The sequence below is a fragment of the Arthrobacter sp. P1_C12_2 genome, from assembly GCF_056406415.1.
The window spans coordinates 159397-181621 of the sequence record NZ_JBFUAF010000007.1 but is presented as its reverse complement, the minus strand read 5'-3'; the positions used below and the strand labels follow the sequence as shown (position 1 = coordinate 181621).

At 67.5% G+C, this 22225-nt stretch carries 22 protein-coding genes; 11 read left to right on the top strand and 11 right to left on the bottom strand.

The features are described 5' to 3' along the window. Nucleotides 1-37: 37 nt before the first annotated feature. A complete protein-coding gene (locus AC1DZQ_RS10035; protein ID WP_476963379.1) occupies nt 38-424 on the top strand; it encodes a phage holin family protein in 387 nt (128 codons plus the stop codon). Here the strand turns inward: AC1DZQ_RS10035 and AC1DZQ_RS10030 are convergent. Together AC1DZQ_RS10030 and AC1DZQ_RS10025 are read right to left on the bottom strand one after the other, a co-directional pair. Beyond that, a complete protein-coding gene (locus AC1DZQ_RS10030; RefSeq protein ID WP_476963378.1) occupies nt 375-1829 on the bottom strand; it encodes a hypothetical protein in 1455 nt (484 codons plus the stop codon). The genes AC1DZQ_RS10035 and AC1DZQ_RS10030 overlap by 50 nt on opposite strands. Further along, the gene (locus AC1DZQ_RS10025; RefSeq protein WP_476963377.1) at nt 1829-2170 is read right to left on the bottom strand and encodes a hypothetical protein; all 342 of its coding nucleotides are present in this window, start codon (nt 2168-2170) and stop codon (nt 1829-1831) included. The genes AC1DZQ_RS10030 and AC1DZQ_RS10025 overlap by 1 nt, the downstream gene beginning before the upstream one ends. Nucleotides 2171-2373: 203 nt before the next feature. Between AC1DZQ_RS10025 and purB the strand changes: the two genes are divergently transcribed. The 5 genes from purB (at nt 2374) to AC1DZQ_RS10000 (ending at nt 10706) form a co-directional block, all read left to right on the top strand. Beyond that, a complete protein-coding gene (purB, locus tag AC1DZQ_RS10020; RefSeq protein ID WP_476963376.1) occupies nt 2374-3816 on the top strand; it encodes an adenylosuccinate lyase in 1443 nt (480 codons plus the stop codon). After that, nucleotides 3813-4478 carry a histidine phosphatase family protein gene (locus AC1DZQ_RS10015; RefSeq protein ID WP_476963375.1) on the top strand — a complete coding sequence of 222 codons (666 nt, stop codon included), beginning with the start codon at nt 3813-3815 and terminating at the stop codon, nt 4476-4478. The genes purB and AC1DZQ_RS10015 overlap by 4 nt, the downstream gene beginning before the upstream one ends. A 147-nt stretch (nt 4479-4625) precedes the next feature. Next, nucleotides 4626-9482, top strand: a complete 4857-nt coding sequence (locus tag AC1DZQ_RS10010; RefSeq protein WP_476963374.1) for an NAD-glutamate dehydrogenase — start codon at nt 4626-4628, stop codon at nt 9480-9482. Nucleotides 9483-9642: 160 nt separating this feature from the next. Beyond that, on the top strand, nt 9643-10146 hold the full coding sequence (locus AC1DZQ_RS10005; protein WP_476963430.1) for a GNAT family N-acetyltransferase: 504 nt from the start codon (nt 9643-9645) through the stop codon (nt 10144-10146). A 125-nt stretch (nt 10147-10271) separates the two neighbouring features. Then, entirely contained in the window at nt 10272-10706 is a 435-nt protein-coding gene (locus tag AC1DZQ_RS10000; protein WP_476963373.1) for an acyl-CoA thioesterase, read from the top strand. Here AC1DZQ_RS10000 and AC1DZQ_RS09995 read toward each other — a convergent pair. From AC1DZQ_RS09995 to AC1DZQ_RS09980, 4 genes are all read right to left on the bottom strand, one after another. Next, nucleotides 10645-11697, bottom strand: a complete 1053-nt coding sequence (locus tag AC1DZQ_RS09995; protein WP_476963429.1) for an FAD-dependent monooxygenase — start codon at nt 11695-11697, stop codon at nt 10645-10647. The genes AC1DZQ_RS10000 and AC1DZQ_RS09995 overlap by 62 nt on opposite strands. 44 nt (nt 11698-11741) lie before the next feature. After that, nucleotides 11742-12134 carry a nuclear transport factor 2 family protein gene (locus AC1DZQ_RS09990; protein WP_476963372.1) on the bottom strand — a complete coding sequence of 131 codons (393 nt, stop codon included), beginning with the start codon at nt 12132-12134 and terminating at the stop codon, nt 11742-11744. A 133-nt stretch (nt 12135-12267) separates the two neighbouring features. Continuing rightward, entirely contained in the window at nt 12268-13458 is a 1191-nt protein-coding gene (locus tag AC1DZQ_RS09985; RefSeq protein ID WP_476963371.1) for a 4-hydroxybenzoate 3-monooxygenase, read from the bottom strand. A 91-nt stretch (nt 13459-13549) separates the two neighbouring features. Further along, a complete protein-coding gene (locus tag AC1DZQ_RS09980; RefSeq protein ID WP_476963428.1) occupies nt 13550-14329 on the bottom strand; it encodes an IclR family transcriptional regulator in 780 nt (259 codons plus the stop codon). A 131-nt stretch (nt 14330-14460) separates the two neighbouring features. On the opposite strand from AC1DZQ_RS09980, the gene AC1DZQ_RS09975 reads away from it, so the two are divergent. After that, nucleotides 14461-15786 carry an MFS transporter gene (locus AC1DZQ_RS09975; RefSeq protein ID WP_476963370.1) on the top strand — a complete coding sequence of 442 codons (1326 nt, stop codon included), beginning with the start codon at nt 14461-14463 and terminating at the stop codon, nt 15784-15786. 10 nt (nt 15787-15796) lie between these two features. Here the strand turns inward: AC1DZQ_RS09975 and AC1DZQ_RS09970 are convergent, their stop codons facing one another. Then, nucleotides 15797-16879, bottom strand: a complete 1083-nt coding sequence (locus AC1DZQ_RS09970) for an FUSC family protein (RefSeq protein WP_476963369.1) — start codon at nt 16877-16879, stop codon at nt 15797-15799. Between the two features lie 242 nt (nt 16880-17121). On the opposite strand from AC1DZQ_RS09970, the gene mscL reads away from it, so the two are divergent. Then, nucleotides 17122-17616 (top strand): large conductance mechanosensitive channel protein MscL, encoded by a 495-nt coding sequence (mscL, locus tag AC1DZQ_RS09965; protein WP_476963368.1) that lies wholly within the window; start codon nt 17122-17124, stop codon nt 17614-17616. On the opposite strand, the gene AC1DZQ_RS09960 is transcribed toward mscL, so the two are convergent. Then, complete coding sequence (locus AC1DZQ_RS09960; protein WP_476963367.1) at nt 17613-17834, bottom strand: helix-turn-helix transcriptional regulator; 222 nt, start codon at nt 17832-17834, stop codon at nt 17613-17615. The genes mscL and AC1DZQ_RS09960 overlap by 4 nt on opposite strands. Continuing rightward, nucleotides 17831-18247, bottom strand: a complete 417-nt coding sequence (locus tag AC1DZQ_RS09955) for a hypothetical protein (RefSeq protein WP_476963366.1) — start codon at nt 18245-18247, stop codon at nt 17831-17833. Before AC1DZQ_RS09955 ends, AC1DZQ_RS09960 begins: the two co-directional genes overlap by 4 nt. Before the next feature lie 139 nt (nt 18248-18386). Between AC1DZQ_RS09955 and AC1DZQ_RS09950 the strand changes: the two genes are divergently transcribed. Next, the gene (locus AC1DZQ_RS09950; RefSeq protein ID WP_476963365.1) at nt 18387-18980 is read left to right on the top strand and encodes a DinB family protein; all 594 of its coding nucleotides are present in this window, start codon (nt 18387-18389) and stop codon (nt 18978-18980) included. A 112-nt stretch (nt 18981-19092) separates the two neighbouring features. Further along, nucleotides 19093-19962, top strand: a complete 870-nt coding sequence (locus tag AC1DZQ_RS09945; protein WP_476963364.1) for an amino acid-binding protein — start codon at nt 19093-19095, stop codon at nt 19960-19962. 33 nt (nt 19963-19995) lie between these two features. Here AC1DZQ_RS09945 and AC1DZQ_RS09940 read toward each other — a convergent pair whose 3' ends face one another. Beyond that, a complete protein-coding gene (locus tag AC1DZQ_RS09940; protein ID WP_476963363.1) occupies nt 19996-20946 on the bottom strand; it encodes a diacylglycerol/lipid kinase family protein in 951 nt (316 codons plus the stop codon). 172 nt (nt 20947-21118) lie between these two features. On the opposite strand from AC1DZQ_RS09940, the gene AC1DZQ_RS09935 reads away from it, so the two are divergent. After that, a complete protein-coding gene (locus AC1DZQ_RS09935) occupies nt 21119-21355 on the top strand; it encodes a hypothetical protein (RefSeq protein WP_476963362.1) in 237 nt (78 codons plus the stop codon). Nucleotides 21356-21391: 36 nt separating this feature from the next. Here AC1DZQ_RS09935 and AC1DZQ_RS09930 read toward each other — a convergent pair whose 3' ends face one another. Next, on the bottom strand, nt 21392-22198 hold the full coding sequence (locus AC1DZQ_RS09930) for an IclR family transcriptional regulator domain-containing protein (RefSeq protein WP_476963361.1): 807 nt from the start codon (nt 22196-22198) through the stop codon (nt 21392-21394). Between the last annotated feature and the right edge of the window lie 27 nt (nt 22199-22225).

Genomic DNA, 22225 nt, shown 5'->3' with positions numbered 1-22225 from the left:
CCTGCCGTCGCCGCGTGGCGTATGACAGCATGAGGCCATGCGCTCATTCATCGTACGGGTCATCATCAACGGGCTCGCCCTGGCAATCGCCTGCTGGATCCTCACCGGCCTGGATATTTCCACCCAGGGCAACGGCACCATCAACATCATCCTGGGCTATCTGTTCATCGGCCTGATCTTCGGTCTGGTCAATGCGTTCGTCAAGCCAATCGTCAGCCTCCTGTCGCTGCCGATCACCATCCTCACCCTGGGCCTGTTCACCGTGGTCATCAACGCCGCGATGCTTTACCTGACGTCTTGGATCAGCAGCTACACCACTGTGCACTTCACCATCGACTCGTTCTTCTGGACCGCCGTGTTCGCCGCCATCATCATCAGCCTGGTGTCCCTCGTGGCGAGCTTCCTTCCCGCCCTCGACCGCTAGAGGCGCCCGGGCTGTGCCGCGGTCCTGAAGGAAGTGCGGGCGTTGCCCGCGGCACCGGCCTGACCTCGCGCCGGAGCGAGAACCGGGTCACCGTCGCCGCCCCGCCGGTCCCCACCACTGCGGCCAGCGCCGCCGTGGAGTCCTTCAGCGTGGTGTCCCGGCTCGCCGAGACGAGCGCGGCCCCCTCGGCGTAATTCTCCAGCCGGTGCCCCGGACCCAGGCCTAAGTCCTGCAGCGGCGGCACAGCCAGCGGGTTGGTGAGGGTCACGGTCACCCGGTCCCTGGTGTCCGGGTTGGGCAGTCCGTCTGCCCCCGGCACCCAGTCCTGCTCGTGTTCCAGGTGCAGGCTGCGGATCCCCGGCTCCGGGCTGATACCGCCAACCGGCGAGCCCGCCGTCAGCACGAATTTGAGATCGTATTCGGCCAGGACCGCCCGGTCCTTGCTGAGGTTCATCGCGTGGATCCCACCCTGGCTGTAGCCGACGGCCACGAGCTGATCACCGGCTTCGGCCCCGGCCTGCCGCAACGCCTGCCGGACGGCGCCTGCCGTCCATTCCGAGTCGTAACCCAGGGCCTCGGCGATTCCGGCGGGGTCAAAGGGGTTGGCGCCCTCCGGCAGGTCGCCCTGCTGGGTTCCGGGAATGACTACCACCCACGCCGGCCGGCTCCCGCCGTCGACCTCGATGACCTCGATCCGGCCACCCTGCTCACCCACTGCTCCTGCCCGCCGCAACAGCCCCGCCGGTGAGAGGTCGACGTCGGCCGTAAACGTCTCCCGGCCCACGATGCTGACAGGCCGGGGCTTGAGGAACACGAGCCCCGGCGCTTCCGAGGCGTCCCGGACGAGGCGGCGGATGTCCGTGGGCCCGCCCAGGGCTCCGGCGACGGCGGCCAGGGGCCAGGGCAGGCCAAGCAGCACGGCGAGATTCCGGGGCGCCATGGCGACCCAGTCTTCAACGGTGCCGCGCACCCCGGGCAGGGCGAAGGGCTCCGGCACTGCACCGTACTCGGAGCCGTGAAATCCCATCCGCAGCAGCAAGGCATTCCGGGCTTCGGCATATTCGTATTCACGGTGACTGGCGCGAACGTCGTCGCCGATGTGCTGAAGTTGCGACCGGACGCGTCCGACCTCCCGGCCGGCCTCCCCCACGGCGATGATGGCGTTGCTGCCGCTGGTGTAGGAGTCGGACTGATAGGGAAACAGTGCGCGCCGGACGGCGTCGGCCTCCACTTCGACCGATTGCAGCTGCCGGACCAGCCCGTCCAGTGCCGCGGCGCCGGCCAGCAGCTCCTCAAACTGGAAGCTCACCCCGCCGATTCCGCCCCGGATGCGCAGGCTGCCGTCGGCCGGCGGAGCGGAAACCACGGGGGTGCCGCCGGAGCCCGCCGGCGTCACCTCGGCCATCAGGGGCCCATCTGGTCCGCGGGCTGCGCCACATTCCGGGCGTGCCGGAGCACCATGGCAACAGCATCGAGCAGGGAATCCCGGCTTCGGCGCAGCGCCGCCGCGTGCAGGGACAAGGCCAGCCGGTAGGCGCGGCCGGCCGGTGACTGCCACGTCTGGAGCTCAAGCCGGGCGAGGGCGGCGAGCACGGCGTCCGCTTCATCGGCGCACCTCGCAACGCGCGCAGCGAGCTGCTGGACTTCATAACTGCGCGAAGCGCACTCGAGGGCATCGGCGGCCGTCACGCCAAAAACAGCCACGCTGCCCGCCGGTCCCGGTGCCATCCCGCTGATCGACCTCATCTCGGCCTCATCCCACTACCCTGTGACATCCAACTACCCATGAACCGACGCTAGCGGGCAGCCGAGGACCGGCTGAAGAGCGCCGCCAGGCTATGTGGACAACGCCCGTACAGCCGTCCGCTACGCGCCGGCTAAGTCATACGGCAATGTCATAAGGACAGGTGCGCTTAAGGCCCGGCGGCACTTCGTGAAAGAATCGGCACATGCCTGAAACTGCCGCCACAGCTGATACCCGCACGCCGTCCGGACGCCTGGCCCTCGCCGCGTCAGACCACCAGATCGCGCTCGGCCCGCTGGATGGCCGCTACCAGTCCGCCGTCGCGCCGCTGGTCGACTACCTTTCCGAAGCGGCCCTGAACCGCGACCGCGTGGCTGTGGAGGTTGAGTGGCTGATCCACCTGACCGGCAACAACGTCCTGCCCGGGGCCGGCCCGCTCACGGCAGAACAGCAGCAACAACTGCGGGCGATCGTCACGGAGTTCGACGCCGCCTCCGTCACCGAGCTGGCCGAGATCGAGGCGGTAACGGTCCACGACGTCAAGGCCGTCGAGTACTACATCGGCCGGCGCCTGCCCGGCATCGGGATCGAGCGGCTGACCGCCATGGTGCACTTCGGCTGCACCTCCGAAGACATCAACAACCTCTCCTATGCCCTTGGCGTCAAGGGGGCCGTGGAGGACGTATGGCTGCCTGCGGCCCGCGCCCTCGTTGCCCAGATCAGCGCCATGGCCGAGGACAACCGCGCGGTCCCGATGCTCTCCCGCACCCACGGCCAGCCCGCCACTCCCACTACGCTGGGCAAGGAACTGGCCGTCATTGCGCACCGGCTCAACCGGCAGCTGGACCGGATTGCCCGGACCGAATACCTCGGCAAGATCAACGGTGCCACCGGTACCTACGCCGCCCACGTTGCCTCCGTCCCGGGCGCCGACTGGGAGCACGTCGCCAAGGGCTTCGTCGAGGGCCTGGGCCTGGCCTGGAACCCGCTGACCACCCAGATCGAAAGCCACGACTGGCAGGCCGAACTCTATGCCGACGTCGCGCGTTTCAACCGCATCCTGCACAACGTCTGCACCGACATGTGGAGCTACATCTCGATCGGCTACTTCGTGCAGATCCCGGTGGCCGGCGCCACGGGCTCCTCGACCATGCCGCACAAGGTGAACCCGATCCGCTTCGAGAACGCGGAGGCCAACCTCGAGATCTCCTCCGGCCTGCTGGACGTGCTGGGCTCTACCCTGGTCACCTCCCGCTGGCAGCGCGACCTCACCGACTCCTCCTCGCAGCGCAACATCGGCGTGGCGTTCGGCCACTCGCTGCTCGCCATTTCGAACGTCGCCAAGGGCCTGGACCGTCTCAAGGTTGCCGAGGACGTGCTGGCCGCGGACCTGGACACCAACTGGGAAGTCCTCGGCGAGGCCATCCAGATGGTCATGCGGGCCGAGGCCATCGCCGGCGTCGACGGCATGGAGAACCCGTACGAGCGGCTCAAGGACCTGACCCGCGGACACCGCGTGGACGCCGCCCGGATGCAGGAATTCGTCCAGAGCCTCGGCCTGTCCCCCGACGCCGAAGCCCGGCTGCTGGCACTGACCCCGGGCAAGTACACGGGCATCGCGGACCAGCTGGTGGACCACCTCAAATGAGGCTTCTGCTCATCCGGCACGGCCAGACGCCCGGGAACGTCCTCGGCCAGCTGGACACGGCGCACCCGGGGCCCGGGCTGACAGAACACGGCGATCGCCAGGCGGAGGCGTTGGCCCGCTCTCTGGCGAACGAGCGGATCCACGCCCTCTACGCTTCCACCCTGATCCGCACGCAGATCACGGCCGCACCCCTTGCCCGGGTGCACGGGCTGGAAACCGAGGTGCTTGAGGGCATTCAGGAGATCGAAGCCGGGGCGCTGGAGAAGCTGACGGACCACGAATCGCACAAGCGGTACCTGGGGACCATTTTTGCCTGGGCGGTCGGCGAGCTGGACCGTCGGATGCCTGCGGGTCCCAGCGGCCAGGACTTCTTCGACCGCTACGACGCCGCGATCGCCAAAATAGCGGCACGCGTCAACGGGGGCTCAGGATCCGTGGCCGTGGTCAGCCACGGCGCCGCCATCCGGGTATGGGCCGGCCTGCGGGCAGCCAACATCGAACCGGATTTTGCTATCAGGCACGTGCTGGACAACACCGGAATCGTGGCGCTGGAAGGCGATCCCGACCACGGCTGGGAGCTCATCCACTGGGACGACAGCCCCGTCGGCGGCCTGGCGCTGGCGGATCCGACGGCGGAGGATCCCACCGGCCGTCCGGCGTAGCGGGCCGGTCCGTCCGTCCCCGGCGGGCGTACCCTGTTTGCCGGGTCTGGACTGCTCACGGGAACGCGGCGATGATGAAAACAGGCGTGGGGACAGGATGGTCGGCCGCGGCATGCGGTTGAGCCCGCGCAGTGGAGGCGCAGGGGCATGTCACGCAAATCGGTACACCCGGGGCATGCGCCCGGCGGCGTCTTCCCTGGCTTCGATGAACAGTTCCTCGCGGCGTACTACGAGCACGCTGCGCCGGAGGACCTCCAAGGCTACAGTCCCGAAAACCTGGAGCAGCGGTCCAGGCACCATGCGGAACTGGCGGACGGCCGCCCGGCAGGCACGGCGGCCGTCCACATCCTGAACGAAAGCGACGCCAGCGTCCTGCTGGTGGTTGCCGACGCCATTCCGCACCTGATCCATTCGCTCACTGCGGAGCTGGGCCGCCAAAACGAGTCAATCCGGCTACTGGTGCATCCCAATTTTCTGGTCCGGCGGGATCCGCGGACTGACCGGTTGATGGAAGTACGGCATGGGTTAGCGCAGTCCGGACCGGCGGTCCGAATCGCCAGTATCCCGGGTACCGCGGCGACCGGCACCGCCCAGGACCCGCCGGGGTGGCTATCCGAAACCTGGGTGGCGGCGGAGATAGGCCGCCTGCCGGGGTCGCGGGCCGTCGCGGAGCTCACCGCGAACGTGCGGCGTGTCCTGGCGGACGTCCAGTTGGTCGCTGATGACACCCCTGCCATCCACGCCAGCCTCGCCCGCGCCATCAGCTCCCTGCACCTGCTGCCCGCCGGCATGGTTCCGACGCCGGAGCAGCTCAGTGAGCTCTTGGGCTGGCTGGACCGCGGCAACTTCACGTTTTTGGGATACAGCGAATATGAATATTCGACGGCGGAGGGTCCGGATGTTGTTTCGTTGCGGCCCGGCGCGGGGCTGGGCCTGCTCCGGGACGGGCGGCCGGAGGCCCGCCAGACCGTCACGGGGCTGCCCCATTCGCAGGTCCTCACCCTTTCAATTTCTGATCTGAGGTCCTCCGTCCCCCGCCCCGCCTACCTGGATGAAATCCTCGTCCGGACCTTCGGCAGCGCCGGGAAGGCCACGGGAGAAGTACGGTTTGTGGGCCTTTTCGCTCCGGGCGCGACGGGCCGGTCCGTGCGGCGCATCCCGGTCATCCGGGACAAGGTGCGCGCCATCCAGGAGCGCTTCGGCTTCACCGAGGCGTCCCAGCCCGGCAAACAGCTTCTCACCGTCCTTGAGTCCTTCCCCTTGGACGAGCTGTTCCACCGGGACCTGGATGAACTTTCCGGGCTTGCCCGTGAGATCCTGCTCCTGCAGGCCCACCACCAGACACGGGTGTTCCTGCGCTCTGACGCGTACGGGCGCTTCATGACCGCGTTGGTGTTCCTCCCCCGGCACAGGTACAGCACGGCCGTCCGTCTCCGCATCGAACGCGAGCTCAAACAGGCTTTCGGGTCCTCCTCGCTCGAATTCGAAGTCAGGCTGAGTGAATCGCCGATGGCCCGCGTGTTCTTCCGGATACTGCTGCCCGCCGGCGGGATGCCCGACGTCGATCCCGCTGCAGTGGAGCGGAGCATTATCAGCGCAACGCGGACCTGGGCCGAAGGCCTGGACGAAGCGCTCCGTGACAGGTTGCCGTCGGCGGAGGCCAGCCGGTTGTCGGCGCTGTGGTCCGCCGCCTTCCCGGCCGGTTACCGGGCCGATTTCGAGGTCGAGGACGCGGTTGAGGACATCAAGACGTTTGAGCTGTTCGATCTCGACGGCACGGGCGGGCGACCCCTGAACGATCCTCAGCTGGCCGTTTATGTTCGCACAGATGCGTCCCCGACGCTGGCCGAAGACGCCCGGATCCGGCTTTACCTGACTACGGCCCACAGCCTGACGCGGATCCTGCCGTTCTTCCACAACCTCGGACTGGAGGTGCTGAACCAACGGCCCTTCGATGTGATGCGCGGGAGCGACCGGGCGTTGTTCCTTTATGACCTTGGCGTCCGGTACCCGGCCGGCGTGGATCCGGCCCGGACCAGCGGGCTGCTCGGGGATGCCTTCGGAGCTGCCATGCGCGGGGCCTCGGAATCGGATCGCTTTGACGGCCTCGTCCTCCGGGAGGGCATCGAATGGCGCCAGGCGGCAATCTTGCGCAGCTATGCCAAGTACCTGCAGCAATTGGGCACGACGACCTCCTATGGCTTTATGGCCGATACCCTGCTGGTCAATGTCCGGGCAACCCACGCGCTCCTGGCACTGTTCCGCGCGAAGTTCGATCCCGACCTGGACGGGCCACGCCGGTTCGGGGACACCGACGCGGCGCGGAGGGATCTGCTGGCCGCGATCGACGACATTCCCGTCCTGGACGCCGACCGGCTGCTGCGCACCTTCATGAACCTGGTGGAATCCACGCTCCGCACCAACTACTTCCAGGCGAAGCCCCACCTGAGCTTCAAGCTGAACCCCTCCGCCATCGCGGGTGCGCCGTTTCCCCGTCCCAAATATGAAATCTGGGTGTACTCGCCCCGTGTGGAAGGCGTCCACCTGCGCTTCGGCGCACTGGCCAGGGGCGGGCTGCGCTGGTCCGATCGAAGCGAGGATTTCCGCACCGAGGTCCTTGGCCTGGTCAAGGCGCAGAACGTGAAGAACTCGGTGATAGTGCCAACCGGCGCCAAGGGCGGTTTTTATCCCAAACAGTTGTCGGACCCGTCCTTGGACCGCGACGCCTGGCTGACGGAGGGCCTGGAATGCTACCGGATCTTCGTCCGCGGGCTGCTGGATGTCACCGACAACCTGGTCACCACCGCGCACGGCGAAACAGTGGTGCCCCCGGCTCGCGTGGTGCGGCACGACGTCGACGACTATTACCTCGTGGTGGCGGCGGACAAGGGAACAGCGTCATTTTCCGACGCTGCGAACGCGGTGGCAGCGGAGTACGGCTTCTGGCTGGGCGATGCCTTCGCGTCCGGCGGGAGCGTGGGCTATGACCATAAGCAGATGGGCATCACAGCCCGCGGGGCCTGGGAATCGGTGAAACACCATTTCCGCGAACTCGGGGTGGACTGCCAGGAAGAGGACTTCACAGTTGCCGGCATCGGCGATATGGGCGGTGACGTCTTTGGGAACGGGATGCTCCTCTCCCGCCACATCCGACTGGTGGCGGCTTTCGATCACCGGCACATCTTCCTGGACCCGGCGCCGGAGGCAGGGTCCTCGTTCGAGGAACGGCGTCGGCTCTTTGCCCTCCCCCGCTCATCCTGGGCGGACTACGATCCAGCGCTGATCAGCGAAGGCGGCGGTGTCCACTCCCGCCGGACCAAGTCCATCAGCATCACGGAACAGGTCAGGAGCTCTCTCGGCCTGGACCCGGGCACCGTGTCGCTGCCACCCCACGCACTGCTTCAGGCCATCCTCCGGGCGCCCGTGGACCTTCTGTACAACGGAGGCATCGGAACTTACGTCAAGGCCTCGTCGGAGGGCAACGCGGAGGTTAGCGACAAGGCGAACGACCCCGTCCGGGTCAACGGCAAGGAGGTGCGGGCGAAGATCATCGCCGAAGGCGGGAACCTGGGAATCACGCAGCTCGGGCGGATTGAGGCCGCCCTGTCCGGCGTCCTGCTGAATACCGATGCGATCGACAATTCAGCGGGCGTGGACTGCTCGGATCATGAGGTGAACATCAAGATCTTCGTGGACCGGATGATCGCGGCGGGAAAGATGCCGTCGCCGGAACGCACCGGCTTCCTGCATTCCCTCACGGACGAGGTGGCCCGTCTTGTCCTGGCCAATAACGCGGACCAGAATGTCCTGCTCTTCAACGACCGGCACTTGGTGCGGGAGTGGAGCCCGGGCTTCGAACGGACCATGGACTGGCTCGAGAACGCCACCGACCTGGACCGCAGGCTGGAGGGCCTGCCAAGCAACGAACAACTCAGGGAACGGCTGCGGTCTGGTGAGGGTCTGACCGCGCCGGAACTGTCGGTGCTGGCCGCCTACGCCAAGATCGAACTGGCAGCGGAGCTCAACTCCAGCGACCTTGCCGACGACCCGTGGTTCCGGCGCGTCCTCCGCGGCTATTTCCCGCGCCAGCTGTCCGAACGCTTTGAAGCAGAGCTGGAGGCCCATCCGCTGCGCCGCCAGATCGTGTGCACAGTGGTGGCAAACGACATGATCAACCTCGGCGGAATCACGTTCGCCTTCCGCGCCATCGAGGAAACCACTGCGACGGCCGCCGGTGTAGCCAAGGCCTTTGTGGTGGCGCGGGAAGCCTTCGACCTGGCGTGGATCGTCAACCGGCTGGCCGCACTCCCCGCCGGATATCCCAACGAACACGTCGCTGAAGCGACCCTGCACATGCGCAGGGTCCTCGACCGGGCCACGCGGTGGTACGTGACGCACGACCATCGCGACCAGCCGGTGGACGCGGCTTTGGGCAGGATCCAGCCCACACTGGAACTGCTCCGGACCTCCACCGGGGACTACCTCCGCGGCTCCGACCTGGACCGTGTGCAGGAGAGGCTCGCGCACTGGGACGCTGTGGGGATGCCCCGTGAGCTGGGCCTGCGCGCCTCGGACATGTTGGAGAGTTTCGGGCTGCTGGACATCTCCGTGATCTCCGAACAGGTGCGCGAACCGATTGCCACCATCGCCGACGTGTACTACTCGGTGTTCCAGCGAATCGGTGCCGCGAACCTGCTGCTCAGCATCACCGACCTGCCGCGGCAGAGCCGCTGGGAAGCCCTCGCGCGGGCCGCCCTGCGCGATGATGTGTATTCCGCCGTAGCGGACATGACCGTCTCGGTGATGGAGACCACCCAGGGCCTTACTGCCGCAGACGCCGGCACGTCCGATGCCGTGGAGCGCATCGTGGTGTGGGAGCGTGGGCGCCAGGAGCAGCTGGGACGGATCAAGGACACCTTCGCGGAAGTGACCAAACCGGGGCAGGTGGATATCGTCTCGATCTCCGTGGCGCTGAAACTCCTGCGGACACTGGTGCGCCGCTAGGCTGTGGCCGTCGCCACGTCCACCCGGAAAGTCGAGCCGGAAGCCTCAACTGCACTGCCATCCATCCACAGTTCTCGCGACGCTTACCGGCAGGAAACACGGCCGAAACTGCTGGTGCCTAGCCTTGGACTGCATAACACTTCGGCGAATCGAGGCAGTGATGCAGACCAACCCGCGGCTCAACATCCGTCAGGTCACTTGGGCGAACCCCGTCGGAGCGGACCTGAGGGCAGCCCAGCAGGCAGAACTCGAGGCCCGCTTCGGCCGGCCCGACCACGAACCCGGGCCGCCGCCGTCGGAAGCGGACACGGCGGTGTTCCTGGTGGCGCACGACAAAGCCTCAGGCCAGCCGGTCGGCTGCGGCGGCCTTCGCATGCTGGATGCCAGCACCGCTGAAATCAAACGCCTCTACGTTCTGCCCTACACCCGCGGCTCAGGAGTGGCGAGCTCCATCCTCGCGGCCCTCGAAGCCCACGCCCACGCGCTGGGGGTCACCACCCTGACTGCGGAGGCCGGTTCGGTGCAGACCGACGGCCGGCAGTTCTACGAGAACTCGGGCTTCGTGTCCGTGCCGAACTTCGGGCCGTATGTCGGCCTGGTGCACTCGTACTGCTACGCGAAGCCGATCGATTCGCACAGCGCGGCGCACACCGCCATGGCGTGAGGCCGCGCGGCACGGCAGATCGGCGCCGGTGCTGGTGGAAGTGCCGGCCCCCCATGCCGCCGGGGGCGTGCCGTGCTGCCGCGTCACACAGCGCCGCCCTTAGCGGAGTCGGCTAACCTCGCACTATGGAATCGGCCGACATCACCTTCCGCACCCGCAAATGGGTGCGGCCCGAGGACCTCAACGCCAACGGCACCCTGTTCGGCGGGAGCCTGCTGAAGTGGATCGACGAGGAGGCGGCCATTTACGCCATCCTGCAGCTGGGCAACGGCCGGGCCGTCACCAAGTACATCTCCGAAATCAACTTCGTCAGCTCCGCGGTCCAGGGCGACCTGATCGAAATGGGCCTGACCGCGACCCGGTTCGGCCGGACATCGCTGACCATGCGCGCCGAAGTCCGGAACATGATCACGCGCCGGAGCATCCTCACCATTGATGAGATCGTCTTTGTGAACCTGAGCCCGTCCGGGACGCCCGAGCCGCACGGCTACACCGAAATCACCTATGACCGGGACCGGATTCCGACGCACCACCTGACCGAGACCCTGGACCAGGACTAGCCAAGCCCAGCAGCGCGTCCCTCACAGGCTGGCCCCGCTCCGCCAGCGCCAGCCGCATCACGGCCGACGACGCCCACCGCAGCGCCTGCGTGCGCAGGTGACGCGCCCGGTTGTAGGCGCTCAGTGCCTCGCCCATGGGCCGGGTATTGAGCAGCGCCGCGAGGGTCACGGCGTCGACCAGCGCCTCGCAGGCGCCCCGGCCAAGGTTGGGTGTCATTGCGTGGGCGGCATCGCCGAGCAGTGCCACCCTGGCGCGGACATAACTTCCAAGCGGCGGCGTCGTCCAGATCCGCTGCACCAGGGACGTTTCCGGGGCCGCAGCGGCCAGGACTTCGCGGATGCCCGGGGCGTAGCCGCTATAGCGGACCCGGGTTTCCGCCAGGACCGCGGCGGTGTCGAAGGTTCCCTGTCCCGCCCCGGAGCGGAACGCCGCGTACCAGTTGGTCCCGGCCGCCGCGGGCCCMATCCCGAAGAGCTGCCCGCGGCCCCAGTATTCGCCCGTGTGCCCCCGCCACAGCGATCCGGGCACCACGCCGCGGACCGCGAGGTAGCGGGTGGGCCGGGCACCGGAGCGGGCACCCCAACAGCTGCGGCGCACCGCGCTGTGGACTCCGTCGGCGCCCACTAGGAGGCCGGCAGGACCGGGCCGGACGACGTCGAGGCGGCCGGCCACCCGGCGCACGCTGCCCGGAACGGCACCGTCGAGGAGCCGGATGAGATCAACCCGGGAAACGCCGATCAGCCCCGTCGCCTGCGCTGATGTCCATGGCCTGCCGGAGGCCGCCCGGACGGTCATGCCGTCGATCACCGGGCTGGCATCCCGGACGGCGTCAAGGATGCCCAGATCGCCAAGTGCGCGCTGGGCCGCGGGCCACATGGCCAAGGATGTCCCCACGGTCGGGAGCCCGGACCGCTGCTCGGTGACGGTGACCTCGAAACGCGCGGGATCCAGCCGGGCTGCAAGGGCCAGCCCGGCGATGCCGCCGCCGATGATGGAAACAGCCTGCGCGCGCGGCCGATCATGCGATTGTTCGGTCAGGTCCAGAAGTCGTCCGACTTGGCCGTGTCCTCGAAGAACTCCCGCCCTTCCGCGATCTTTCCGTCGCGGACCACAAAAGTGATGACGGTGGCGAGGTCCATCTTCTTGCCGTTGCCTTCTGCCCGGGATTGCTGGATCCCTACCGTGTAGTTTTCCCCGCCGATGACGTCCTTGACGTCCGCTTGGAAGGAACCCTGGGAGCGGGCACCGAGCTCACCGAAGTAGCTCAGGATAGCGTCCCGCCCCTGTTTGGTCCCGGAGAGCACGCCGCTTCCGGCCGCGTACCAGACTGCGTCCTCCGCGAACATCTCGCTGAGGCTCGCCATATCCCCTGTGTTGAAGGCCGTGTACCCTCGCCGGACCAGTTCAACATTCTCTGCGGTTCCCATGATCGGACACCTCTCCGTCATCCTTGTCGGGTCATGCTGGGACGGTTCAAGGGTAGTCCTGGCCCCGGTAGGTGTCGACGGAAATCTGCACCCCGAAGGTGTCCATGGGGCAGGCAGGGCAGCTGCCGGAGCCCTAGCGGGCTCCGGGCCAGCCGGTGTAGGCCTCCGCGAGGTAGGCGCGGCCGTGGCGGGAGGACACCACGGACTGCAGCTCGCCAAGCTGGCGGGCGCGGGAGAAGTCATCGGCGTCGGCCGGGGTGTGCAGCATGGAGGTCATCCAGTAGGAGAACTGCTGGGCCTTCCACACCCTGTTCAGGGCGCGGTCGCTGTAGGCATCCAGGAGCGCGGCGGAGCCGGTGGAGTAGAAGCTGTCGAATCCCTCGAAGAGGACCTTGACGTCGTGCAGCGCCAGGTTCAGGCCCTTGGCCCCGGTGGGCGGCACCGTGTGCGCGGCGTCTCCGGCGAGGAACAGGTTGCCGTGCCGCATGGGGGCGTGGACAAAGCTGCGGAACTTCAGGACCGTCTTGTCGATCACGGGCCCTTCCTTGACCTCGAAGCCGTTGCCGTTGACGCGGCTGCGGAAGGCGTCCCAGATGCGGTCCTCATCCCAGTTGTTGACGTCCTCGTTGGGGTCGCACTGGAAGTACATCCGCTGGACCGTCTCGGTGCGTTGGCTGATCAGGGCGAAGCCGTTCTCCGAGTTGGCGTAGATCAGCTCGTCGGAGCTGCGTGGCGCCTCGGCCAGGATGCCGAACCAGGCGAAGGGGTATTCGTGGAAGTACCACTTGCGCTGCGCCTCGGGAATCTGGAAGCGGCAGTGGCTGCGCGAACCGTCCGCGCCGGCGATGAAGTCGGCCTGGAGTTCGTATTCGACGCCGTCCGCATCCGTAAACCAGACCTTGGGCCTGGCCTCGATGTCGTGGATGGTGGTGTCCGTGAGGCTGTACCGGACGTCTCCGCCGTCGGCCTTCCGGCGTGCGGAAAGGTCCAGGAACACGTCAGTCTGTGGGTAGAGCCAGACCGATTCCCCGACGAGGTCCTGGAAGTCGATCCGGTGGCTTTCGCCGTTGAAGCGCAGTTCGATTCCGTCATGGCGGTCGCCGTCGCGCAGCACGCGGTCGGAGACGCCGCTGTCGACCAGCATGTTGACCGAGCCGTGCTCCAGGATGCCGGCGCGGACCGTCTCGGAGATCTCCTGGTGGCTGCGGATCTCGAGGACGGTGGATTCGATGCCGGCCTTGGCCAGCAGGTGGGACAGCATGAGCCCGGCCGGGCCGGCACCCATGATCGCTACCTGGGTGGTGATGACTTTTCGCTGTGCCATGTACGTCTCGCTTCGTTGCGGGGTCCGGGCGGTCAGGCCGGGCCGTTTTCGTCTTCCGGCTAACAGTGTGCTCCCCAGCGCGTGACGCGCGTTACATGGATTCCGCTGAATGGAATACGAGGCTTTCGCGGGGCTCGCCGAGCCGCCGTCCGATTCCGCGGGCCGCGGTCTGGAGGGCGGGAACGAGCGCCTGCAGGCGCACTTCGCGAAGGGGGACGACGACGCCGAGGGCCGCCACGGCGTGCTTCCGGCGGTCCAGCACGGGCACGGCGATCCCCCAGGTGTCCGGGTCCACGACGCCGGCCAGCTGCGCATAGCCCTCATGGGCGGCCTCGGCAAGGAGGGCGCGGAGGTCCTCCGGGGCCAGCCGGCCGGTCGGATCGCTGAATCCTTCGAGATACTCGGCCTGGACGGCGCGGGGTTGGTTGGCCATGAGCACCAGTCCGGCGGAGGACACGTGCACGGGCATCCGGCCGGCCACCTGGGCCCGGTTGGCGACGGAGCCGCGGCGGGACAGTCGCTCCACAAAGAGCGCTTCCTCACCGTCCAGCACGGCGAGGTTCACGTTTTGGTGCAGCACCTGCTGGATGTCCTCCATGAACGGCAGGGCGGCCTGGCGGAGCTCGAGCGTGGGGGAATTGCGGTTGGCGAGCTCCCAGAGCCGCAGGCCCAGGCTGACGGAACCGCCGGGGCCGACGTCGAGCAGTCCGTGTCCGGCAAGCTGCCGGACGAGCCTGTGCGCGGTGGTCAGGGGGAGCTCCGCCCTCGCGGCAAGCTCCGAGAGCTGCAGCGCCGTGACACCTTCCGGGAAGGCGGCAATCAACCGCAGGACCCGGTCCACCACCGAGTCGCCGGAGTTCGAATTTGCCACCATACCTCTTCCGTTGAATGGTTTCTAGTGTCCCATGCAACACGGTCCAGTGATAGAACTCTCACAATACAAAGAGGCCCGCCAACACCGGCCGGGCACGGAATCATCTAAACACTAGCGCTGAGGTAACAATGTCAACGTCGTCATTGGACAAGTCGTCATCGGGGGAGAAATCACGGTGGCCCGTGTGGCTCTGCTGGCTGGCCATGGTGCTGGACGGCTTTGACCTGGTGGTGCTCGGCACGGTCATCCCGACCCTCATCAAGTCGGAGGAACTTGGCTTCGACGCGGTCGGGGCGACGTTCGCGGCAACCGTCTCCCTGGTGGGTGTGGGGCTGGGCGCGCTCTTCATCGCCCCGCTCTCGGACCGCCTCGGCCGGCGGAACCTGCTGGTGGCCTGCGTGGCGTGGTTCTCCCTCTTTACGATCGCCGTCGTCTTCGCGCCCAGCGTGGCGTGGTTCAGCACGTTCCGACTGCTGGCCGGCCTCGGCCTGGGCGCCTGCCTCCCCGCCGCGCTGGCGTACATGAACGACTACGCACCCGCCGGAACGGCCGGGAAGTCCACCACCCGGACCATGACCGGCTACCACGTCGGCGCCGTGGCCACCGCGTTCCTGGCCCTCATGGTGATTCCGAGCTGGCGGACCATGTTCGTGGTGGGCGGCCTGGCCGGCTTTGCCCTGGTCCCCTTCCTGTGGTTCAAGCTTCCGGAGACCCTGCCGCCGGTCCACCACATCCCCGCAGTCGCCACCTCCCCGGCCGGCAGCTCTCTGGCCGGACACCCGGCGGCCACCCCGGACAGCTCAGTGGCCGCGGCCGCGCCCGAGGAACAACGCGCCAGCTTCCGCGATTTGGGCCGCAAGCCGTATCCGCTGATCGCAGCCGGCGTGGCCGTGGCGTCCTTCATGGGGCTGCTGCTGGTCTATGGCCTGAACACGTGGCTGCCGCAGCTCATGGCCTCCGCCGGCTACAGCCTGAACGCCGGCCTCGCCTTGCTCCTGGTCCTGAACGTGGGCGCCGTGGTGGGCCTGCTGATCGCCGGGGTCCTGGCGGACCGGCACGGCACCAAGAAGATTGTCCTGCTCTGGTTTGGCCTCTCCGCCGTGTTCCTCGCCGCGCTCAGCATCCAGATCCAGAACGAAGTGGTGCTCTATGCCGCCGTCTTTGTCACGGGCGTGTTCGTCTTCAGCTCCCAGGTGCTGGTCTACGCCTGGGTCAGCCAGCTTTTCCCGGTCCGGCTCCGCGGCACCGCCCTGGGCTTCGCCGCCGGTGTGGGCCGTCTGGGAGCTATTTTGGGCCCGGCCGTCACCGGGGCGCTGGTCGCCGCCGGCATCGCGTACCCGTGGGGTTTCTACGTTTTCGCCGCCGCCGCGGTCCTGGCGGTCCTCGCCCTCGCCTTCGTCCCGCAGACCGTCCCGGCAGTGTCCCGCACCGGCGCAAGCGTCGGGCACCCGTAGGCGTCAGGAACTAGGAGATGCGCCCGGGGGTCCTTGTTTCGCGGCGGCCCCTGAGGCGGCGCCACGCGCCGGGCGCCAGCACGACGGCGATGCCGACGGCGGCGCCGATGACGGTCTCCACGATTCTGTCGCGGAGCAGGAGGCCGGGCGGCACGGGCGCAACGAGAAGCGTGGAGGTCAGGGCCAGCGGAGTGACGAAGACCTGCGCCAGCATGTACTGGCGCGCGATGAACATCTCGGCGCCGAACTGGCACGCGGCAATCACCAGCACCGTCTGCCAAGGCGTCGGCTGCAGGAGCAGGATTCCGGCGAGCAGCACCAGCCCCAGAGCGGTGCCCGCGATGCGTTGCAGGCCGCGGCTGACGCGGTGCCGGGTGGTGTGGCCCACGAGCGGAACGACGGCGGCCACCATCGCCCAGTAATTGTGGCCAATGCCCAGCCATTCGCCAGCCAGGGTACCCAGCGTTCCCGCCACGCCTGCCGCCACGAGGTAACCCCAGCTTTCGTGCCACGCAGTGCGCTTCTCCTCCGGAGTGAGGGCCGCCGGCCTCGGATTCACCCACGGGGTCCGGCGGCTCCGCGCCACCCGAGAGGACTGGCCGAGCAGCAGGGAGAAAGCCACCGTGAGCACCGCAACGAGCATGCACTGCCACAGCGGCGGCTGGTTGGGGATCGACGCGATGGCCGCGAACGCAAAGATATGGAACAGCGAACCGGAGGGACGCAGGCGCCACCACGCGACCACCAGGGAGCAGCCCCACGCGATCACGGTGGTGGCCACCACCAGGACCCAGGTGGTGCCGGCCGCCGACAGCCCGGCCAGGGCGTCCACCCGCGCGGTGAGGGCGGCCAGGAACATCACCAGCAGCATCAGCCCGCCGCCCCGCACCTGCAGGGTCAGCCGCCTGGCGTGCGGCTCATTGCGGCCGTAGATCCCGGTGAAGGCGCCGAAGGAAGCGAAGATTGCCAGATCCAGGCGGTCCAGCAGCACCAGCGTGATCAGCGGAACAAAGACTCCCACGGCGCAGCGGAGGGCAACCTGGTGGTCCTTGTTGCCCGGCGCGATGGTGAACATTTCGGCGAACACTTTCACAGCGCCGGCCTCACAGCGAAGAAGCTTTCATGGGCGGTTCTCACGGGCGTTTGTTCATGGGTTCGGGCGCCTTTCCTTGCAGCCGGAGGATTACGACGGCGGCACTGGCATCCACGACGGAGTTTACGCCGGAACGGCGCGGCGGCGGCATCGGAATCCGTTGATCGGGATCGGCCGGCGCCCCGCGAAGTGGTAGCGTCTATCGGTTGAATCAAGCCAGCAACGCACACCGGAGGTTCCCCATGCTCAAAGGATTCAAGGATTTCATCCTGCGCGGCAACGTGATCGAACTGTCCATTGCCGTCGTGGTCGGCACCGCCTTCACGGCCCTGGTCAGTGCCTTCACCGCAAACGTCGTCAACCCGATCCTGGCTGCCGCCGGCGGGGTCGAGACCCACGGCCTGGGCTTCTACGTCTGGCCGGGCAACGACAAGACCTTCGTGAACATCGGGGCCGTGGTGACGGCCTTCCTGACCTTCCTCATCACCGCCGCGGTGGTGTACTTCATCTTCGTGGCCCCCATGAACCGGATCAACCGAATGGTCAAGAACCGGATCAAGGCAGCCGAGCCCGAGGAGAAACCGATCCCGGCCGACACCGCGCTGCTGGCCGAGATCCGCGACCTGCTGGCCAATCTGGCCGGCCCGGAATCCGATGCCGACCGCGCCGGCGCCGGGGAGCACCCGAACGGGAACGCGCCGTCGGCCGAACCTGCCGGCCTTTCAGGCCGCCGTTAGGCTTCAAATTCTTGGACGCCTTGATCCTCGGGTGGGGTAAAGATGGACTCAATGGGTTGACCGAAAAGCCGGGCGATACGGAACGCCAGGGGCAAGGCGGGGTCGTAGCGGCCTGTTTCCAGGGCGTTTACGGTCTGCCGTGAGACCCCGAGCCGGTCAGCGAGTGCACCCTGGGTCCAGCCGCGGTCCTCCCGCAGTGTCTTGAGCTCGTTTTTCATCGTCTTCCAACGACCGCGCCGGCGATAATCCAACCGAGCATGCCCGCACCGTAGATGATCCACCCGACGCCCGAAATGCTGAGCCCGGCAATCTCCAGGAAGGCCAGCGTCACGGAAGCAATCATGGCGACGGCAAACCCTCCCCCGAGCGCCTGCAGCAGGAGCAGCCGCTGATAGTCGTCAATCCGGCGCACATGGCGCAGAACGGCCCGCACAATCCACAGCGCCGGAACCACCGGCAGGACCGCCCAGAGGAATCGCCACGGACTATCGCCGTCCAGGTCCCCCCACACCAGCACGACGACGAGCACCACCGCGTAGGCGAGTATGCCCGGCCAAAATTCACGTTGATACGCGCGGGACTTCTCGCGGTCGCCCTCGCTACGATCCTTGCTGTCAAGTTTGTTTGTCATGGCTCCATCTTGGAGTCACACGTCCTCCCTGTCAAGGACACTTGTCATTGACATTTGAGCGCTCTATGGCAGCCGCAGGGTCCGGAGTACTTTGATGTAGACGCCCGCCGCCCGGGCCTGGATGCCGAGGAGGAACCCCATGCCGGATGTTCATTGGAACCACGAGCTGGTTGACCAATTGGACTGGCATTTCGCCAATCAGGCCCGCCCGAGGCTGGACGGGTTGACTGACCACGAGTACTTTTGGGAGCCGGTTCCGGGCTGGAATGTCCGCCGCAAGGACGCCGCAACGTCCCCGGCCGCGCCGGGTAAGGGTGATTTCACCATTGATTTCAGCTACCCGGAGCCCGTGCCGGCTCCGGTGACGAGCATTGCTTGGCGGCTGTGCCACATTCTGGTCGGCGTGCTGGGCGCGCGCACAGCATCGCACTTTGGCGGTCCAGCAGTGGATTACCAGAACTTCGCCTACCCAGGCACGGCCGCGCTGGCGCTGGCTCAGCTGGACGAGTATTACGCCCGGTGGATCCAGGGCGTGAAGGGCCTCGACGACGCGGGATTGGGGGCACCGTGCGGTCCGGCCGAAGGCCCGTACGCCGATGCCCCCATGGCGGCACTGGTCCTGCACATCAACCGCGAGATGATCCATCACTTGGCTGAGGTCGCCCTGCTCCGCGACCTCTACGCGCACCGCCACCTGCTGCAACGCGGCTCCGGGGACGGAACGGGCCTGTAGCGAGCCGCTCTCCTCACGGTCTCCGTCTCCGTCTTGTCCCGGTCCCGGTCTCGGTCCGAAACCGTCATCCGGCGGCAACCCGGCCGAAACAGCCGGCCGGAATCATGGGAGCATGACGCGTAACGCTACAGGCAAAACCCCAGGCAAAGCCCAGTCCCCTGCCGCCTCCGAGTTGAGCTGCGAAGTGTGCGGCCGGATGCCTGAACCGACCAAGGCGCGGCTGACCCTGGCCAATGTCGCCGTGATGCTTCCGATCGAGTTGCTGGTGCACGCGGCGGTGGTGGAAACACACCTGCCGTACGTTGCCAAGGTCCTGGTTCTGACCATGACTGCGACCATTCTGGTGATCTGGGTGGCCGAACCCTCGGCGGCCCGGATGCTCAGGGGCTGGCTGCATGCTCCGGCCCTGCGCCACCGCAAGCGGCTTGTTGCCGCGCCTGCCCTGTGGCGGGCGCGGACCGTGCTGAAAGACAAGCCCGGGTCGCTGCAGAATCTGACGCAGGCGCTGGCCGGGCTGAACACGAACATCCTCAGCATTCATGTTCACCCCGTGGGCGGCGGTGTGCTGGACGAGTTCGTGCTCTCGGCACCGGGTGAAGTCCGCGAAGCCCAGTTGTTCCGGGCGCTGCGGGCGGGCGGCGGAGCGGATCCGCACGTCTGGCCGACCACCGCGCTGGCCATGGCCGACGGGCAGACCGGCGCGCTGAGCCTGGCCGCGCGGATCGCCGCCAGCCCGGAGGAGCTGCCGCTGGCCGTCGCGGAACTGCTGCGGGCACGGATCATCCCGGGACCGGACGCCGGGAACGCCGAGGCGCCGGCCCCGGCGGGCGGTGACGGGACGGTCCTGAAAATCCCTACGGCGTGGCACGGGCCCCTTACGTTTGCCCGGCCCGGCGAGCCGTTCACGCCTGCGGAATCCGCCCGCGCGCACCGTTTGGCCGAACTGGCGGAGATCCTGGCGCACCGGCCGGCGGCACTCTAGCCGGCCCGCTAGCCGGCCCCGGCCGGCCCGAGGTCAGATACCTGTCATCCGGATGGTCAGGGCATCCTGCTCGACCGTGACCTTGAGGTGCTTGGCCTTGCCGAGGGGGTCACCGTCGAGCTGGAATTCCTGCTCGTGGGCGAGTTCGATCTCGGCTGACTTTCCGGCGAAATATTCCACCGACGCGTTCTTGGGGTTCCTCCGGCCGAAGACGCCGGAGAGCACATCCAGCCAGCCGAACCGGCCAATGGGGGCCAAAATCACGACGTCCAGGATGCCGTCGTCGACCTTGGCATCGGGGAAGATCTCCACGCCCCCCATGATCTTGCCGCAGTTGCCCACCATCACGCTGCGGATCCGGCGCCGGACGGGGTGCTCGCCGTCGATGCTGATTTTCGCCCTGATGGGCTTGCCCGGCAGGTGCCGGATGCCCGCTTCAACATAGGCCAGCCAGCCCACCCGGTCCTTGAGCTCGTCCACGGTGTTCGCCATGATGGCGGCGTCATAGCCGAGACCGGCCATCACCAGGAAGGTGGACTCCGTCTCGGCATGATCCAGCGTGGCCTTCACGACGTCCACCTTGGTGTCCGTGCCGCTCAGGGCGTCGTAGCTGGCGGCCACGGGGTCGGTGATGTCGATGCCGAGATTGCGGGCCAGCAGGTTGCCGGTCCCCAGAGGCACCAGGCCCATCGGCGTTCCGGTGCCCGCGAGGACCTCCGCCACACAGCGGACCGTTCCGTCCCCGCCCGCGGCGATCACGACGTCGACTCCGGCCTCCAGTGCCTCGCGGGTCTGGCCCAGCCCGGTGTCCTCTTTCGTGGTCTCCAGCCACAGCGGCTCGGCCCAGCCCTGGGTCTCGCACAGGCGGAAGAAGGAGGCACGGAAGCTCTCGCCGGGGGACTTCATGGGGTTGATAACCACGGCGGCGCGCCGGGACGCTGCGTTGTCCGGAGTCTCCGGCGTCGCGGTGTTGTTCTCTGTCATGGCGTCCTTAGGGGCAATTGGGCGAAGAGTACCCGAACTAAAATCCTAGCCGGAGTGCCCGCGTAACCTGCGCAGGGCCAGCGCAAACCGTGGACGTGCGCTCCGCGGCCTCACTAGACTGGACTTCGTGATGTGCCGGAGGCTGCGCTCCGGACGCCGAAAGCAGGGGCAGATGACTGAACCAGAGAATTACTCAGCGACAGCTGAATCATCCAGCATCGATCCCCACGACTGGGGCCGGGCGATGGCACTGGCGCTCACTCGGCTGGCCGAGCAGATCGCGCCCGGAGGCAGCGAAGACATCCATGCCTTGCTGGTGGGCAGGGACCTGCACCTGAAAATCGGTGACGAACCAGGGGGCGTCACGATCACGGTTTCAACAGGGCCCATCCCGGATCCCGCTGCCTGACGGTTCTCTTCCCAGACGTACCGTCTGAGACGCGTTTCACCGCCCCGAGGTCAGGTCCTCGGAGATGATTTCCGCCGTGGCCAACGTCGCCTCACGCACGGCCTTGAGGTAGGCATCGGGATCGGGCTGCGCGGACACCGTCTGGGCCTGCAGCGAGACGTTGATCGCCGCCACTACCTTGGGCCCGTCATGGACGGGCGCCGCAACGGACATCAGCCCCAGCTCCAGCTCCTGGTCCAGCAGGCACCATCCCTGGGTGCGAACGGTATCCAGCTCCGCCAGGAGCGCGGCCCGCGTTCCGATGGCTCCCGGAGTGAGGGGCCGGATCTCGGCGACCGCGAGGTACTCTTCCAGCTTCGCCGGCGGGAGTGCCGCGAGCAGCACCCTGCCCATGGACGTTGCGTAGGCGGGGAAACGGGTTCCCACCGTGATGCCGACCGTCATGATCCGCCGGGTGGACACCCGGGCGATATAGGCGATGTCGGTGCCCTCGAGCACCGCGGCCGACGTCGACTCCCCCAGTTCGAGCGAGAGCTCCTCCAGGTGCGGCTGGGCGAGCTGCGGCAGGGACAGCCCGGACAAGTAGGCGTAGCCGAGCTGCAGTACTTTGGCGGTCAGGGCGAAGATCTTGCCGTCCGTGCGGACATAGCCCAACTCCGCGAGCGTGTGCAGGAACCGCCGGGCCGTGGCCCGGGTCAGCTCGGTCCGGGCCGCCACCTCGGTCAGCGTCATCTTGGGGTGTTCCGTGTCGAAGGCACGGATCACGGCGAGCCCGCGCGCCAGCGACTGCACGTACTGGTCGCTGGCCGCGGGCGCGCCGCCGCTCTTGGCTGGCTCAATCATTTCTCGCCTCTCGGTCCCGCATCACTT